This window comes from Labrys sp. 22185, from assembly GCF_052045555.1.
Classification (GTDB): Bacteria; Pseudomonadota; Alphaproteobacteria; order Rhizobiales; family Labraceae; genus Labrys; species Labrys neptuniae.
Genome location: NZ_JBQEPH010000022.1, coordinates 49,314 through 65,246 on the forward strand (window position 1 = coordinate 49,314; position 15,933 = coordinate 65,246).

Annotated in this window: 12 protein-coding genes; 5 read left to right on the plus strand and 7 right to left on the minus strand. The window is 64.3% G+C overall.

The window, feature by feature from the left end:
* Positions 1 to 7 precede the first annotated feature (7 nt).
* From ACTJKX_RS28950 to ACTJKX_RS28980, 7 genes are all read right to left on the minus strand, one after another.
* A complete protein-coding gene (locus ACTJKX_RS28950) occupies positions 8 to 1,012 on the minus strand; it encodes an NrtA/SsuA/CpmA family ABC transporter substrate-binding protein (RefSeq protein WP_440727353.1) in 1,005 nt (334 codons plus the stop codon).
* 34 nt (positions 1,013 to 1,046) lie between these two features.
* Entirely contained in the window at positions 1,047 to 1,793 is a 747-nt protein-coding gene (locus ACTJKX_RS28955; RefSeq protein ID WP_311939718.1) for an ABC transporter ATP-binding protein, read from the minus strand.
* Entirely contained in the window at positions 1,793 to 2,587 is a 795-nt protein-coding gene (locus ACTJKX_RS28960) for an ABC transporter permease subunit (protein WP_376717712.1), read from the minus strand. The genes ACTJKX_RS28955 and ACTJKX_RS28960 overlap by 1 nt, the downstream gene beginning before the upstream one ends.
* Positions 2,588 to 3,222: 635 nt before the next feature.
* A complete protein-coding gene (locus ACTJKX_RS28965; protein WP_440727354.1) occupies positions 3,223 to 3,537 on the minus strand; it encodes a hypothetical protein in 315 nt (104 codons plus the stop codon).
* 6 nt (positions 3,538 to 3,543) lie between these two features.
* Positions 3,544 to 5,532, minus strand: coding sequence for a hydantoinase B/oxoprolinase family protein (locus ACTJKX_RS28970; protein ID WP_440727355.1), 1,989 nt, complete (start codon positions 5,530 to 5,532; stop codon positions 3,544 to 3,546).
* A gap of 13 nt (positions 5,533 to 5,545) precedes the next feature.
* Entirely contained in the window at positions 5,546 to 7,648 is a 2,103-nt protein-coding gene (locus tag ACTJKX_RS28975; protein ID WP_440727356.1) for a hydantoinase/oxoprolinase family protein, read from the minus strand.
* Between the two features lie 262 nt (positions 7,649 to 7,910).
* Positions 7,911 to 9,482: an aldehyde dehydrogenase family protein gene (locus ACTJKX_RS28980; RefSeq protein WP_440727357.1), complete on the minus strand. Its 1,572-nt coding sequence runs from the start codon at positions 9,480 to 9,482 to the stop codon at positions 7,911 to 7,913.
* Positions 9,483 to 9,661: 179 nt separating this feature from the next.
* Here ACTJKX_RS28980 and ACTJKX_RS28985 point away from each other — a divergent pair, with 179 nt between their 5' ends.
* From ACTJKX_RS28985 to ACTJKX_RS29005, 5 genes are all read left to right on the plus strand, one after another.
* Positions 9,662 to 10,873, plus strand: a complete 1,212-nt coding sequence (locus tag ACTJKX_RS28985) for a 3-hydroxybenzoate 6-monooxygenase (RefSeq protein WP_440727358.1) — start codon at positions 9,662 to 9,664, stop codon at positions 10,871 to 10,873.
* Between the two features lie 48 nt (positions 10,874 to 10,921).
* On the plus strand, positions 10,922 to 11,716 hold the full coding sequence (locus ACTJKX_RS28990) for a class II aldolase/adducin family protein (protein WP_440727359.1): 795 nt from the start codon (positions 10,922 to 10,924) through the stop codon (positions 11,714 to 11,716).
* Positions 11,717 to 12,089: 373 nt separating this feature from the next.
* Complete coding sequence (locus tag ACTJKX_RS28995; protein WP_440727360.1) at positions 12,090 to 12,527, plus strand: MarR family winged helix-turn-helix transcriptional regulator; 438 nt, start codon at positions 12,090 to 12,092, stop codon at positions 12,525 to 12,527.
* A 278-nt stretch (positions 12,528 to 12,805) separates the two neighbouring features.
* The gene (locus tag ACTJKX_RS29000; protein WP_440727361.1) at positions 12,806 to 14,158 is read left to right on the plus strand and encodes an MFS transporter; all 1,353 of its coding nucleotides are present in this window, start codon (positions 12,806 to 12,808) and stop codon (positions 14,156 to 14,158) included.
* Complete coding sequence (locus ACTJKX_RS29005; protein WP_440727362.1) at positions 14,158 to 15,834, plus strand: GMC family oxidoreductase; 1,677 nt, start codon at positions 14,158 to 14,160, stop codon at positions 15,832 to 15,834. Before ACTJKX_RS29000 ends, ACTJKX_RS29005 begins: the two co-directional genes overlap by 1 nt.
* Positions 15,835 to 15,933 lie beyond the last annotated feature (99 nt).

A 15,933-nucleotide genomic window follows, 5' to 3' on the forward strand; every position in this document is an offset into this window, starting at 1 on the left:
AGGCCCCCTATACCTGAACGCTGTAATCGGCGACCTTGAGATGCGATTTGATGATCTTGCGATCCGCCAGCCAATCGGCAGCCCGTTGGAATCGCGCCGTGAACTCGGCATCCTTTGGTTCGTAGAAGGTGTTGACGCGCTTCAGGCTGGCGAGATAATCGCGCACCTGGTCGGCATATTTGCCTTCCGCCTGGGCGATCCGCTCGGATTCGACCGTATTATGTGTCTGCCACTCGCCTTCCTTGTAGTAGGCGTCCAGTACCGCCCGCACGAGTTCGGAATTCTCCTGCGAAAACTTGCGCGTCGATACCAGCGAACTGTAGTCGATCAGGAAATCGAGATCCTTGCCCTCGTTGAAGATGTCTTTGGCATCGTTCTCGAAACGGGAAATATCGACGCCGGGTGACCACATGGACCAGCCATCGACCTTTCCTTGCGCAAAGGCGGGAGCTGCATCGGGCGGATTGAGATAGACGAATTCGACCTTGCTCGGGTCGATGCCGTTCTTCTCCAGGGCAGCGACGACCAGAAACTCACCGAGACCGGCCTTGTTGACGGCGACCTTTTTGCCGACGAGATCAGAAACCGCGTTGATTCCACTGCTCTTTTTCACGATCAACGCGGTCGAGCGCGGCGCGTAGACGTTAAAACCATTGAAGACGAGCGGCGAGCCCGCCAGCATGGCGGCCAGTGCCGGTGTCGTCGAGCCCCAGAAGCCGAAGTCCGCGCTGCCGCCGACCACCGCCTGCAGCGAGGGCGCGTGGTTGGGAAAAGGGCCGACCCATTCGACCTTGATGCCCTTCTCGGCGAGGTCCTTCTCAAGGACGCCGCGCTGTTTTGCGATCAGGGGAATGCCGCCCCGCCCCCAGCCCAGACGCACGATGTCGGTGTTGCGCGTCGGTTTTTTCGGCTCGTCCGCGAATGCCGGGCTCAGCCGCGATACGGCTGCACCGGCCAGCAACAGGCCACCTGCCTGCAGGAGAGAGCGGCGGCTCGGATTGGAGTTCGTCACAGTCTTGTCCCAGGTCTAGAGGTTGAAAGAACGGTCAGTGCGCCGTCACGCCCAATTCCTCGAGCAATTGCCGCCTCAACTCGCCTTGCCCGTGGTCGGCCGGTCGGTAGGAAGCAGCGATCTGCCCGGCACGCATGACGAGAATGCGGTCGGCAAGCACGATGGCCTCGTCCACGTCATGGGTTACGATCAGCACGCCGGGGCGATGCCGGGCCACGAGTTCGCGGACGAGCGCATGCATTTTGATGCGTGTCAGTGCGTCGAGCGCCGCAAAAGGCTCATCGAGCAAGAGCAGCTTCGGCTCACGGACCAGAGCCCGGGCAAGCGCAACTCGCTGCGCCTGGCCACCGGATAGATTGCGCGGCCAATCATCTTCGCGGCCAGCCAAGCCCACTTCCGCCAGCGCCCGCGTCGCTCCCGCGCGGCCTACGCTGTTCTCATGACCCAGGGCGACGTTGGCCCAGACCGGTGCCCACGGCAGCAGCCTATGTTCCTGAAAGACCACAGCTGGCCGGCCCGGGGCGTCGATCTGCCCATCGTCCGGCGCGTCCAGTCCGGCGAGTGCGCGCAACAATGTCGTCTTGCCGCATCCACTCTCTCCCAGCAACGCAACGAATTCTCCTTCGTGGATGTCGAGATCCAGTGCTTCGATGACGACACGCGAGCCATATCGCCGTTCCAGGCCGGAGACGGAAACGGCAAGCGGGGCTTGCTCGAATGGGGCACGACTTGCCCACTTCTCCTGAGTGATCGGCCTGGCGAGGTCCACCAGCTGGTTCATCACCTTGCTCCCTTTGCAAAATTCGGGTGCCACCCGAGCAGCTTGGTCTCGAGCAAGCGCGCAAGGGCATCGGCCGCCACGCCGATGATGGCGTAGATGATGATGGTCAGGAGAATGACGTCGGTTTGGAGAAATTCGCGCGCATCCATTGCCAGGAAGCCAATGCCCTTGGTGGTTGCCAACGTCTCGGCCACGACCAGGGCCAGCCAGGCATGGGCCAGCGCATAGCGCACGCCGGTCAGGATGGAGGGCATGGCACCGGGAAGCACGATGCGTCGAACGATCGCCGGCCACTCCATTCCCGTGACCTTGGCCAGTTCCATGAGCTTGGGATCGATCTGTCGGATGCCCAGCACCGTGTTGATGTAGATGGGAAACAGAACGGCCAGGGAAACCAGGAAGATCTTGCCGCTTTCATCGACACCGAACCAGACGATGACGAGAGGCAGAATTGCCAGGAAGGGCACGGCGCGGACCATCTGGATCGAGCGGTCGAGCAGAGCATGCGCCAGCGGCGAAAATCCCACCGCGACGCCGAGCGCAAACCCGACGCTTCCCCCAATCACAAAGCCCGCGGCAGCACGCAGCAAGGAGGCTCCGAGATGAAGAAACAATTCCCCCGTCCTCGCGAGCTCCCAGGCTGTCTCGGCAACGCGGCTAGGGGCGGGCATGACCTGCTGAGCGATCAGGCCGAGCCGGGAGGCACTTTCCCAGGCACACAGCACCAGGAGCGGCGCCAGCCATGACAAGGCGGTGTAGAGGGTCCTTCTGCTCAATACGGCGTTGGCCCGCATCGAAAACGGCTGTGAAAACGAACCGACTTGCGCCATCATTTCTCTCGATCAACCCAAAAGACTCTATAATCTATATATTGAGTAGATTTTAGGATGGCAATCTTTTCTCGCCTGATCTCGCCGCACCGCTTTGGGCAGTCCCTGACATCAGCATCATTTGTCGCGAAGCGGGTGACCTTCCTGGCGAAGCCCCCAATCGCGTCGCCTGAGCAAAGGTCGGCCGCTGATATCGACCAACGGCCTATCTGTTCAGCCAGGTTCCAAACTAAAAGGCAAAACGCCACCAAGCGGCAGGACTTCGATGGCGAGTGATTTATGACAGATTTGGTTGTGAGGCCCTGCAACCACCGATACCAGCACTCGATAGAAGTATTTGTTGGACAGGGGCAATATACGATCTTGCGTTGATTATCGGTCCTGGCGGGTCATGACCAGCCGATATATCGATGCCGTTCGCATGCCTTTCGAATGCCGGTTTCGACCAGACGAAGCCGATCGCGCAGCAACAGCAACCAAAGTCGCAGCAGTTGTCCGGCCGGGTGATGCCAGGGCAACACGCGGCCTGCGCTGTTTCGCTGAATGCCTGCAACAACCCTGAACGGCTGTTCGGCTATATCAGGGCATCGTGCTTCGTTTCATATGTCCTGTCTTGCATCTCCCAAGCATTGGTCCTGCAGTTCCCAACGTCGGTATGAGGGTTCGTCCGTCGGCGCGATCTCGGTGGCCAGCAGGACATAACAGCCGGGGCAGAAGACCTGGCGCAGGCCGATAGGCCGGTCGGTGAAATGGGAGGCGGGTGCGCGCACGCCGGGGCCAGCAGCCTGGGAAGGTCGCTCGCGGCGGATGGCGTTGGCGAAGGGATCGCCGGCACTCGTTCCCAAGGGATGGTCGCAATGGCTGCAGACGATGCTGCCGTCGGTGCGCAGGCGGGCGTTGTCGTCGATCTTCATGGCTCCTCACTCCGCTGCCTGGTTGGGGACGGGCTCGCCGACGCGTTCGCAGCGCAGCTGCGTGCGGCGCCGGCGCGTTGCCAGGTCATCCGCGCTGCCGTCGGTGTTCAGCAGCACGCCATAGATGTCATTGGCCGCCTGGGCGGAAACCTTGCGGGCCTCGACGTCGCGGGCGACCAGGACCGGATCGCGCAGCAGCGGATCGCCATAGCCCCCGCCGCCCTGCCAATGGGTATAGTAGACGTCCCGCGCGCCCAGATGCGTCTCCAGGTGGGCCTCCAGAACATCGGCGCTGCCGCCGGCCTCCTCCAGGGTCGCCGGAATGCGGCCGGCCGCGAAGAGCTCGGCAACGCGCGCATTGCGCTTGAGCACGTCATACTGGGTGCCGGCGGGATAGCCCCCGCTGCTGCCGGTTGCCTGCGGGAGCGCCTTGCCGGTGGCCGAGACCACCAGATGCACGCCGCCGATCGGGGAATCGTGCGGTATGAAGCAGCTTGATCCGCCCATGCCGCCGCGGAAACGTCCCGGCCCGCCGGAATCCGTCTCCTCCCGCCGCCATAGATAGAGCATGGGGAAGCTGAACTCGTTAATCTCGACGTCGGCGACGCGCCCCATCGGGATGCAGTTGAGGCCACCGGTGTCGACCCCGTCCTGATCGACACGCGCGCCGAGGCCGCCGGCCATGGAATCGCAGATCATGGTCACGAAGGGATTGCCGCGCTGGTCGAGCCCGGCCAGGACGGCAAGGTCCCAGGTGCCGCAGCACACGCACATCAGCGATTTGCGGTGCTCGGGATGCACGTCGAGCATGCCGGCGACGCATTCGGAGACCACGTTCTGCGTGGCCCAGGCCGAAGCCACCGAAGCCTTGCCGATACCGGCCGGGAAGTTGCAATTGTTGATGGTGCCGGGCTCGCTGACGATTTGGAGGCAGCGATAGAGGCCACCCGGCGACCAGGGAATGTCGCCGCACAGCATGGTCAGCACGATCGGCATGATGCCGCCGCGCAGGCCGGCAAAGGTACAGTTGGCGAAGCCTTCGGTTTCCTTGTCCGTGCCGGTGAAGTCGAAGGTCAGCCTGTCGCCTTGCTTGGTCATGGTGAGCAGGATCTTGTAGAGATTGCGGTCGCTGTGGCGGAAGGAATCCTGGTGGGCGACGCCACTCCAGGTGCCGTCCGGCAGCGCCCGCAGCTTGGCACGCAGCCGCGCCTCGGCATCGTTCATCATGCGCTTCATCACCGCCTTGACGGTCAGCGCGCCATATTTGGCGATCAGGGCGACGAGGCGCTCCTGGGCGATGTTGTTGGCACCGATCTTGGCCCGCAAATCGAGGGCAATCAGGCGCGGCACCCGGGAACGGCGCAGATACATGTCCTCGATGTCGGCGCGGATGCTGCCGCCCTCGACGATCTTCACCGGCGGGATCGGCGTCGATTCCCAGAAGACGTCGCGCCCTTCCACCGACCAGCTTCCCGGCGAGACACCGCCGAGATCGACCTGATGGCAGACGACGGCGGTCCAGGCGAAGACCTCGCCGTCATGGACGAGCGGGGCAAAGACGGTGACATCGTTCTGGTGCAGGCCGCCGCCAACCCAGGGATCGTTGCACAGGAACATGTCGCCGGCCTGGAAGCCGGGCTGCCTGGAGCGGTTCTCCAGCGTCCATTTGACCGCCATGTCGACGGAAGCGGCAAGCTGGGTGTTGTAGAGCCCGACGACGACGGAATCGCCGCATTCGTCGAGAATGGTCGCGCCGAAATCGTTGCAGTCCGTCACCACCACGGAGCCCGACATGCGCTTGAGGCCATCGCCCATCTCTCCGGCCACGGCGGCGAGGCGGTGGCGGATGACCTCATAGGTCAGGGGATCGACGGCCTCGATGTCCTTGTCCGTCACCTGGTGCAGCTTCGCGCCCGATGCGAGCTTTCGGGTCTCGTCGGGTGCCTTCGGCTGATAGGCGAAGCGCTCCGACCCTGCGATTTGAATGAGCGGCATGGTTTTCTCCCCCTCAGCCCGGTTCCGCGACGCGAATGGCGAGATTGCCATAGGCGTCCACCACGCCGGCAAAGCCTTCCGGCAGCGCGACGGTGGTGGTCGGTGTCTCCACTACGGCCGGTCCCGTCAGGTTCGACCCGGCGCCCAGGTTGCGATAATCGTAGATCTTGGTGTCCTGCCAGCCCTTGCGCGTATCGAGGAACACCTTGCGCATCGAGGAAGGAATCGGATCGGCGGTCGCGCTTTCATGCGCGGCGAGATCGGCCCGGATCGGCAGGATGCCGATAGCGCGCACCCGGTAGGTGATGATCTGCAGGCCGGCGTCGCTGAACCCGGCACCCTTGCCGTAGATGCGTTCATAGAGCTGCTCGAAGCTGGCACCGATGCCGGCGATCTCCGCCTCCCCGAGCGGCCCTCCCGGCACCGGAGTGGTTACCTCGGCCATCTGCATGGTGTAGCGCAGCTCGGCTTCCCGCTCATAGATCACATTGGCAAAACGCAGATTCTGCTGGACCAGGCGTTCGGCGAGCTCGGCTTCGAGCTTGCCGAAATTGCCGTTGAGCGTGGCCGGCTCGATGGGGAAGTTGCCCGGATCCGACATTTCCGCGGTCAGCACGATGTCGGAGGAGGCGAGCCCATAGGCCGAAAACACCGCGGCGGTGGAGCCGAGCGGCACCACCACTTCCGACACGCCGAGATCGGCCGAATAGTTGACCGCATGGACCGGACCAGCGCCGCCGAAGGAATAGAGCACGAAATCGCGCGGATCATGCCCGCCATTGACCACGACGCTGCGCACGAGATCGGCGGTCTGGGCATTCTGGATGGCGTAGATCGCGGCGGCGCCCTGCTCCACCGTCAGGCCGAGCGGCTCGGCGATCCTGGTACGGATCGCTTCGGCTGCGAGCTCCTTGGACAGTTTCTTGCGGCCACCCAGGAAATTGTCGCCATTGATGATGCCGAGCACGAGATCGGCATCGGTGACGGTCGGCTCCTGCCCGCCCTCGCCGTAGCAGACCGGACCGGGGCGGGCACCGGCGCTGCGGGGGCCGACACGCAGATTGCCACCGCCGTCGATCCAGGCGATCGCACCGCCGCCGGCACCGATGGTGCGGACATCGACCATCGCGGTGTTGATCTGATGCTGGTGCAGCACCGTGGTCGTCGTCGTGCTCGGTTTGCCGTCGCGCACCAGCCCCACCAGGAAGGTGGTTCCGCCCATGTCGGTGGAAATGATGTTCTTGTGCCCGAGGCGCTCGGCCAGGCGCAGGCAGCCGATCACGCCGCCGGTGAGCACTGAACCCAGCGTACTAACGGCGTGTTTGGGCGCATCGGCCGCCTGCACGCAACCACCTGAGCCCTGCATGACCAAGAGGGATCCCTCGAATTTCTTGGCGCGCAGTTCTTCCTCGAGCGGGGTGAGATATCCCTTCAGCACTGGGCCGATCTGCGTGTTGATGATGGTGGTGGCGCTGCGGGTGTATTCGCGGATGCGCGGGCTGGTCTCATGCGACAGGGCGACATAGAGCTCCGGCGCTTCTTCCTGGATGAGCTCGCGAATGCGCCGCTCGTGCACCGGGTTGCGGAAAGCCCAGAGCAGCGAGACGGCAATCGCCCGCACGCCGTCATCGCGCAGCTTCCTCACCGCAGCACGAACGCCCTGCTCGTCGAGGGGAACGATGACTGCGCCCTTGTGGTCGATGCGCTCGTCGATCTCGATCACGTCGCGATGCGGCACCAGCGGCGCGGGCTTGTTGGTGCGCGAGATGTTCTGGACGGCGCTCGGATCGAGGCCGGCATAGCGCCCTTCCAGATTCATGATGCGGATGGAATCGGCATGGCCTCGAGTGGTCAGGAAGCCGACACGCGCTACGTCGCCGGTGACGACGGCGTTGAGCGTAGAGGTGGTGCCGTGAACGATGTAATCCGTCTTCGATAGAAGGTCCTCCACACTGCTTCCGACCGTGTGTGCCAGTTCTCCAAGGACGTTGATGAAGCCGCGCGAAAAGTCGGGCGGCGTCGAGTGGGCCTTGGCGGAGACCAGCACGCCATCCGTGCTGGCCAGGAAGCCGTCGGTAAAGGTACCGCCGGTATCGACGCCGATTACATATGTCATGGATCCTCCCTTTGTTTTGTTTTTGGTTAGGCAGCACCGTCACGCGGAAGCGAAACGCGCGTCCCCTGCTTGGTTGTCAGCACACAAAACTGGAATGCGGCCGGGTTTGTCCTGAAGGTTTCGCCTTCAATCTCCGCCTGCCTTGAAGGCCCGCGGATACTCCCTGGCTCATTAAACAGCATACATAAATTCAGTATGCTGTCAATATGACCGCGACGCTCTGCCGGCGCCAGCTCATCCGGGCGGGCCGGCGCCCCCGCCCCTACCCCTTCGGCAGTATGATGTTGATGGTCTTGGTCTCGGTATAGCCCAGCATCTCTTCGATGCCTTCCTCTCGCTCGATCCCGGAGCTTTTCATGCCGCCGAAGGGAACGCCAATGAAATGCGCCGAAGAACCGTTGATCCAGGTGTGGCCGGCGCGGATCTTGCGTACCATCCGCAAGGCGTCGTTGATGTTGTTGGTCCACACCGCCGCCGTCAGGCCGTATTCGGTACTGTTGGCCTTCTCCACCGCCTCGTCGAAGCCCGTCCACTTGCCAACCGACAGGATCGGGCCGAACACTTCCTCCTGCCACAGCCGCATGCCCGGCTCGACATCGGCATAGACGGTCGGCTCGACCCAGTAACCCTTTTCGAACATCGGACCATAGGGACGCTTGCCGCCGGTCATCAGGCGTGCGCCATCCGTCTTGGCGCTCTCGAAGAAGGAAAGCACCTTTTCCAGCTGCACCCGCGAATTGACGGGCCCCATGCCGGTACCGGGCGATTGCGGGTCACCGAGCCGGATCGCCTTGACCTTGTCGACGACACGCTCCAGCACGGCGTCGTAGATGTCGGCATGCACGAGGAGACGGCTGGTTGAGCCGCAGGATTGGCCCTGCCACGCGAAGTTCATGCCACGGACCGCTGCATCGGCAATCCGGTCCGGATCGACGTCCGGAAAGGCAATGAAGGGATTCTTGCCGCCCAGCTCCAGGCTGACATGCTTGACGCCGACCTCCGCCGCCGCGCGCTGGATCGCCCGCCCCGTCTGCGGCGAACCGATGAAGGCGATGCGCTTGACCAGGGGATGCTGGACCAGGGCGTTGCCGACGGTCCGGCCGTCGCCGGTGACGATGTTGAAGATTCCGGGCGGTAGCGCCTCCCGCGCAATCTCCGACAAGATCATGGCCGAGAGAGGGCTGGTTTCCGGCGGCTTGACCACGATGGCATTGCCGGCGGCCAGTGCCGCCGCGGTCCTCGCCACCGCGAACATCAGGGGATGGTTGAAGGGGGCGATGCGCACCACCACGCCATAGGGCTCGCGCAAGGTGATGTGCAGGTTTTCATGCGTGGAGGGGATCGTCTGGCCCTTCAGTTCATGCGCGAGGCCGGCATAGTAGTCGAGGCTGTCGACCGCGAAGCCGACATCGCCACACATGGGCGTGATGGTGTTTCCGGTATCGGCGACCTCGACCTTGAGGATCTCCTCCGAGCGGGCGCGCAATGCCTTGCCGAAATCGCGCATGGCACGGCTGCGCGCCAGGGGCGTGAGCGCGAACCATTCCGGCCAGGCCGCATCGGCAGCCCGGACAGCCCGGTCGACATCCTCGACCGTCGCACGCGGCACCCGGCCGATGACCTCTTCGGTCGCGGGATCGATCGACAGGTCGAACGCGCCGTTGCTGGCATGCACGAGTTCGCCGCCGATCAGCATGCGGTCCGCCTGGGTGACGTAGTTCATCGGATGGTGCTCCTCCCGTTCAACGAGCCGGTCGACAGGCCCGTTCGATTTTCCAGCCACCGGCCTCGCTTTCCGCAGGGCGTAGAACCGACGCGCCTCGGAACGGATCATGGTGGCTCATTTGATAATTGACAGTATACTGATTATCAGTTAACTGTCAATTATCAAATGCCTGATCGAACACTGCCAGGATCGCGAAGCCGGGGGTGCCTGCCCCGGCCCGCCGCAGGGTCTGCGATGCCGTGCGGACGGCACCGATCCCAATGGCAGGGACGGAGGAGACACTCGAAATGCAACACAAGATCGTCATTGCCGGCGCGGGAATTGGCGGCCTGGCAACCGCGCTCGGCCTTGCCCGCAAGGGATATGCCAGCATCGTGCTCGAGCGTGCCCCGGCACTGGGCGAGATCGGCGCCGGCATCCAGCTCGGCCCGAACGCCTTCCATTCCTTCGACTATCTCGGCGTCGGCGATGCCATGCGCAAGCTGGCCGTCTATGTCGACCAGTTGCGCATGATGGATGCGCTGACGGCCGAGGAGATCGCCTCCATCGACCTGACCGAACCGTTCCAGAAGCGCTTCGGCAATCCCTATGCCGTCATCCACCGCGGCGACATGCACCGTGTCCTGGTCGAGGCCTGCCGCGCCGATCCGCTCATCGACTTGCGCACCGGCTGCGCCGTGACCGGCTATGAGGAGGAGGGCACCAGCGTCACCGCGTTGCTCCAAGACGGCGAGCGCGTCAGCGGCAGCCTGCTGATCGGCGCCGACGGCTTATGGTCCAACATCCGCACCCAGCTGGTCGGCGATGGCGCGCCGCGGGTGACGGGGCATACCACCTATCGCAGCGTGATCCCCACCGAGCAGATGCCGGAAGATCTGCGCTGGAACGCGGCGACCCTGTGGGCGGGCCCCAAATGCCACATAGTCCACTATCCGCTGTCGGACTGGAAGAGCTTCAACCTGGTGGTCACCTACCACAACAACGCGCCGGAACCGGTTGCCGGCAAGCCGGTCAGCCAGGAGGAAGTGCTGACCGGCTTCCAGCATGTCCATCCCCGCGCCCAGGACATCATCCGCCACGGCAAGGATTGGAAATTATGGGTGCTGTGCGACCGTGATCCGACCGATAGCTGGACGAAGGGACGGGTCGCGCTGCTCGGCGATGCCGCCCACCCCACCCTGCAATATATGGCGCAGGGTGCCTGCATGGCGCTGGAGGATGCGGTCTGCCTGTCCGACGAGATCGCTGCCCATCCCGGCGACCACGAGACCGCCCTCGCCTCCTACCAGCATCGCCGTATCACCCGCACAGCGCGCATCCAGTTGATGTCGCGCGCGGTCGGTGATCACATCTACCATCCGGCGGGCGTCCACGCTCGCTTGCGCAACGAGATCATGTCGGCCAAATCGCAGGAGCAATGGTACGACACGCTGCAGTGGCTGTACGGCAGCAACGGCCTCGGCCTAGCCTCGGCTCCCCAATCCATTTCGGCGGCCTGACCGCCGCGCACCGATCCAGCCCTTCAAGAATATTTCGAGGACCTTCTCATGTGTGTCGATAAATCCCACGCTTCCGAAGATGCCGCCGGTGTCGTCGTCGCCGACCAGGCCAGTGCCGGTGCGGCACCATCGCCAGCGCTGATCGAGGACCTGGTTAACGCCAACCACATCCTGTTCGACCAGGGCGTCGTGGATGCCTTCGGCCATGTCAGCGTACGCCATGACGGCCGGCCGGACCGCTTCCTGCTGGCGCGCAACATGGCGCCGGGGCGGGTGGCGGCCGAGGACATCGTCGAGTTCACGCTCGACGGCGATGCCGTCAACGCCGAGGGACGGCGGGTCTATCTCGAGCGCTTCATCCATGGCGAGATCTATCGCCGCCGCCCCGACGTGATCGCCGTGGTCCACAGCCATTCGCATGCGATCGTGCCCCTGAGCGTGTCGAAATCCACCAGGCTGCGGGCCCTGTTCCATATGGCCGGCTTCATCGGCCAGGCCGCTCCGGTGTTCGAGATCCGCGAGGCCGGCGGCGACAGCACCGATCTCCTCATCAGTAACAACGCGCTCGGCCGTGCCCTCGCCGAAGAGTTCGACGCCAGCGACATCGTGCTGATGCGCGGCCATGGCTCGACCGTCGTCGCCCAGTCGCTGCCACAGGCGGTCTACCGGGCTGTCTATGCCGAACTCAATGCCCGCTACCAGCTCGAAGCCAGCCGGCTCGGCGAGGTGACCTATCTCAGCGAGGGCGAGAGCCGGACGGCGGCGCAGAACATTGAGGCGCAGGTCCATCGTCCCTGGGATCTCTGGGTCGAGCAGGCGAAGGCACGTCGCGGCCGGGGCTGAGGTTCGAATCCGGCGGCCAAGCTGCTTTGATTTGCTGCGGGCGATGATCTAGAGGCTGTTATGGACCATGGATAGGGTTTTGACGTGAGCGATTTTGCTCGAGGATGTCCGCACTTGCTTCGCAAGTGCGTGGGAGCGTGAGGACGCAAGCCTTGCGGCTTGCTACGACACGCGACGCGCTCATCGAGCAAAAGCGCCACGCCCTTTCGGGGTGAGGTGAAGACTGGCCATCTGCAGCGTCGCTTCGCTTGCCAAGACACAAGTCTTGGCAGCGCTCGCTCCTCCCATCCGGCCAGTCTTGACCTCATCAAAACCCTATCCATGGTTCATAACAGCCTCTAACTATCGTCCCGCGAAAATTGGGTAGCATGCAATGACAGAGCTCTATGGCATGCCGGGACACCTCATCCGGCGCGCACAGCAGATATCGAGCAGCATCTTCGCCGAGGAGTGCGAAGGCTTCAATCTGACGTCGGTGCAGTTCGCGGCGCTGTTCACTATCCGCGCCAATCCCGGCCTCGATGCCACGCGGCTGTCGAGCCTGATCGCCTTCGACCGCTCGACCATCGGCGACGTGCTCGAGCGCCTCGAGGCAAAAAAATGGATAAAGCGGCGAGCCAGCCCGACCGACAAACGCGCCAAGCTGCTTTATCTCGCGCCGGCCGGCGAAAAGCTCCTGGGCGATGTCGAGCCGGCTGTCCATCGCGTGCAGGAGCGCTTGCTCGCGCCGCTGCCGCCGGAGAGCCGCGCGACGATGATGCGCTTGCTCACGGAGCTGGTCAGCCTCCACAACGAGAGCACGCCCCCCTGATCTGCGCGTTCGGACGGTGAGGAAGCGCGGCATCCGACCGTCCGGCGAACGCCCAATCGACCTTCGTATCGGCGGTCGATTTTATTGACAGTATACATATTATATGTATACGTACTAAATTGAAAAATCGAACGGGCGCGCCCTCCTGGCTACCCTCCGAAGAGGCGGCCAAGGCAAATCGCGGGGCCACGCCCGCTCGACTTCGACAAGAAGCCAATAAGAATCCCGGCCGGATCTCTTCGCGGATGACAGCCGGCCATTCGGGGAGGAAACAAGACATGGCGAGCCCCTCGCTCAACGTTTCGCGGCTGATCGACGAAAAGCCAATCAGCGGGCTGCAGATCGCGGTGATCGCCCTGTGCGGCTTGATCAATTTCTTCGATGGCATGGACACCCAGTCGATCGGCGTGGCGGCACCGTTCATCGCCAAGTCGCTGGGCCTGACCATCCCCCAGCTCGGCCCCGTCTTCTCGGCCGGCCTGTTGGGCGCGGCCCTCGGTGCCATCGGCTTCGGGGCCATTGCCGACAGGGTCGGGCGCAAGCGCCTCCTCATCATCGCGGCGCTGCTCATTGGCGTCTTCACCCTGTTCACCGCCTTCGCCCAGTCCTTCCATAGCTTGATGCTCTGCCGCTTCCTCGCCGGCGTCGGCCTGGGCGGCGCCACGCCCTGCTTCATCGCGCTGACGGCCGAATATACGCCGGAGCGCCACAGGGCGAGCTGCGTGACCTTGATGTGGTCCTCCTTCCCGCTCGGCGCCATGGCCGGCGCCTTCGTCAATTCGCGGCTGATCGAGCATTTCGGCTGGCAGATGATCTTCTACATCGGCGGCGTGCTGCCGCTGGCCATTGCCGCCATCCTGGCGATCTGGCTGCCGGAATCGCTGAAATTCCTGATCGCGCGCCGCAACGATACGGCCAGGGCACGCCGCATTCTCCGGCGCATGGGCCTTGCCACTCTCACCGACGGCACCATGCTGGTGGCCGATGGCGACAAGACCGAACGCGCCTCCTTCGCCTCGGTTTTCCGCGGCGGACGCGCGCTCGGCACGCTTCTGCTCTGGGGGCCCTTCTTCACCGGCATGGGCGTGCTGACCCTCACCGTGCTGTGGACACCGTCCCTGATGGGCATGAACGGCATCTCGCCGGCCGATGGCGCCTTTGTCGTCGCCTTCAACGGTCTCGGCGCCTTCTTCGGGCAGGCCGTCGCCGGCCGCTGCATCGAGCGGTTCGGCATCATCCCGACCATGGTGCCGGCCTTCATCCTCGGGGCGGCCGCCACGGTCGGCCTGGGCTACAGCGTGGCGTCCGTGCCCGCTGCAGCCTTGTGCATCGGGCTCGTCGGCCTCTTCCTCGGCATCGGTACGGCCGGCGCCATCGCCATGGCCGCGGAAGTCTATCCCACCGCCATCCGCGCCACCGGCGTCGGCCTGAGCATGGCGGTCGGACGGTTCGGCCAGGTCTGCGCGCCCTATTTCGTCGGCCAGATGCTCGCCATCGGCGCCCTGCCCAGCGTGATCATGATCAGTGCCGGCGGCGCGGCCATCGTCGGCGGCATCTTCGTGCTCTTCTTCAAGCTGTGGCTGTCGCACAGGCCCGCCACGGCCACCTCCGAACTGAAGGCCGTGTCCTGATGGCCGACGAGACTCCCATCCCGGATACCGGCACCTACGATTTCGTCGTCGTGGGGGGCGGCTCGGCCGGCTGCGTACTGGCAAACCGGCTGACGGAAGGTGGCGCCAGCGTGCTGCTGCTCGAGGCCGGCCAATGGGATCGCGATCCCCTCATCCATATCCCCGTCGGTATCGGCAAGATCTTCCCGCAGCGCCTGCATGACTGGGGCTATTTCATGGAGCCCGATCCCGGCATTGACGGCCGCGGCATCGAATGCGCCCGCGGCCGGGTGATCGGCGGCTCGTCCTCGATCAATGTGATGGCCTATGTGCGCGGCCATCACAGCGACTACGATCGCTGGGCACGATCGGGCCTCGACGGCTGGTCCTATGCCGACGTGCTGCCCTATTTCCGCCGTTCCGAAAACTGGGAAGGCGGCGGCAATGCCTATCGCGGCGGCGAGGGTCCGCTGCGCGTGCAGCGCACCCGCTATCGCGATGGCATCCTGGCCGATTTCATCGAGGCCGGCCGCCAGGCGGGGTATTCGGTGACGACGGACTATAATGGCGCGCAGCAGGAAGGCTTCGACTACATCCAGGAAACCATCCATGCCGGCAGGCGCAACAGCGCCGCCACCGCCTATCTGCGCCCGGCGCTTCGCCGCAAGAGCCTGCGCGTCATTGTCGGTGCACGCGCCGACCGCATCGAGATCACGGACGGCCGCGCAACCGGCATTCGCTTCACGCAGGGCGGCCGTGTCCAGCTGGCCCAGGCGCGCCGCGAGGTCGTGCTGGCCGCCGGCGTGATCAATTCGCCCAAGCTGCTGATGCTCTCGGGGATCGGCGATCCCGCCCATCTGGCCGGGCATGGCATCGGCGTCAAGATTGCCAATCCCGGCGTCGGCGCCAATCTGCAGGACCATCTCTCAGTGATGGCGAGCTACCGGCGCAAGAGCCCGAGCTGGTTCCAGCAGGAAATGCGCTATGACCGTCTTGCCATGGCCATGCTGAAATCGCTGCTGCGCAAGGACGGCTTTGCCTCGGACGTGCCGATCGGCGTGACCGCCTTCCTGAAGACGCAGCCGGACCTGGCAGCGCCGGATGTCCAGTTCCTGTTCCTTGCGGCCCCCTTCCCCGCTCGGCCCTATCTGCCGCCCTTCACCAGCCCGGTGCCGGATGGTTTCGGCTGCCGGGTCGCGCTGCTGCGCCCCGAGAGTGCCGGCTCGATCAGCCTCAGCTCCGCCGATCCCGACGCCAAGCCGCGCATCACGCCGAACTTCCTGACCTCGGAGCGCGACCGCGACACGCTGCGCGAAGGCCTGCGCATCCTGCGCAGGACCATGAGCCAGCCGGCCATGGCTCCTCATATCATCCAGGAAAACGCACCGGGTGCCGCTGCCCGGGACGACGAGGCGCTCGACGCCTTCATCCGCGCGACCTCGGTGACCGTGCATCACCCGGCGGGAACCTGCCGGATGGGCGGGGCGCAGGATTCGCGCCGCGTCGTCGACGGGCAATTGCGGGTGGCCGGCGTGGACGGGCTCAGGATCGTCGATGCCTCCGTCATGCCGGACCTGGTCGGCGGTAACATCAACGCCGTGGTGATGATGATCGCGGAAAAGGCGGCCGACCTGATGCTTGGCAGGCCTGCCTTGGCACGTGACGATGACATGCACCGGGGCACCCCTGCCGCATAGGGATATCCGCAACAATAAGAGCATTGTTTGACAGGTGACACCGCCCCTCACCCTTACCCTCGCCCCGTTCTTACGGGGAGAGGGTAAGGGTGAGGGGCG

Excerpts from the sequence above, each read along its gene's own strand:
- ACTJKX_RS28955 (WP_311939718.1), bottom strand. The coding sequence starts at position 1,793 with ATGAACCAGCTGGTGGACCTCGCCAGGCCGATCACTCAGGAGAAGTGG.
- ACTJKX_RS28960 (WP_376717712.1), bottom strand. The coding sequence starts at position 2,587 with ATGCGGGCCAACGCCGTATTGAGCAGAAGGACCCTCTACACCGCCTTG.
- ACTJKX_RS28965 (WP_440727354.1), bottom strand. The coding sequence starts at position 3,537 with ATGAAGATCGACGACAACGCCCGCCTGCGCACCGACGGCAGCATCGTC.
- ACTJKX_RS28970 (WP_440727355.1), bottom strand. The coding sequence starts at position 5,532 with ATGCCGCTCATTCAAATCGCAGGGTCGGAGCGCTTCGCCTATCAGCCG.
- ACTJKX_RS28975 (WP_440727356.1), bottom strand. The coding sequence starts at position 7,648 with ATGACATATGTAATCGGCGTCGATACCGGCGGTACCTTTACCGACGGC.
- ACTJKX_RS28980 (WP_440727357.1), bottom strand. The coding sequence starts at position 9,482 with ATGATCCGTTCCGAGGCGCGTCGGTTCTACGCCCTGCGGAAAGCGAGG.
- ACTJKX_RS28985 (WP_440727358.1), top strand. The coding sequence starts at position 9,662 with ATGCAACACAAGATCGTCATTGCCGGCGCGGGAATTGGCGGCCTGGCA.
- ACTJKX_RS28990 (WP_440727359.1), top strand. The coding sequence starts at position 10,922 with ATGTGTGTCGATAAATCCCACGCTTCCGAAGATGCCGCCGGTGTCGTC.
- ACTJKX_RS28995 (WP_440727360.1), top strand. The coding sequence starts at position 12,090 with ATGACAGAGCTCTATGGCATGCCGGGACACCTCATCCGGCGCGCACAG.
- ACTJKX_RS29000 (WP_440727361.1), top strand. The coding sequence starts at position 12,806 with ATGGCGAGCCCCTCGCTCAACGTTTCGCGGCTGATCGACGAAAAGCCA.
- ACTJKX_RS29005 (WP_440727362.1), top strand. The coding sequence starts at position 14,158 with ATGGCCGACGAGACTCCCATCCCGGATACCGGCACCTACGATTTCGTC.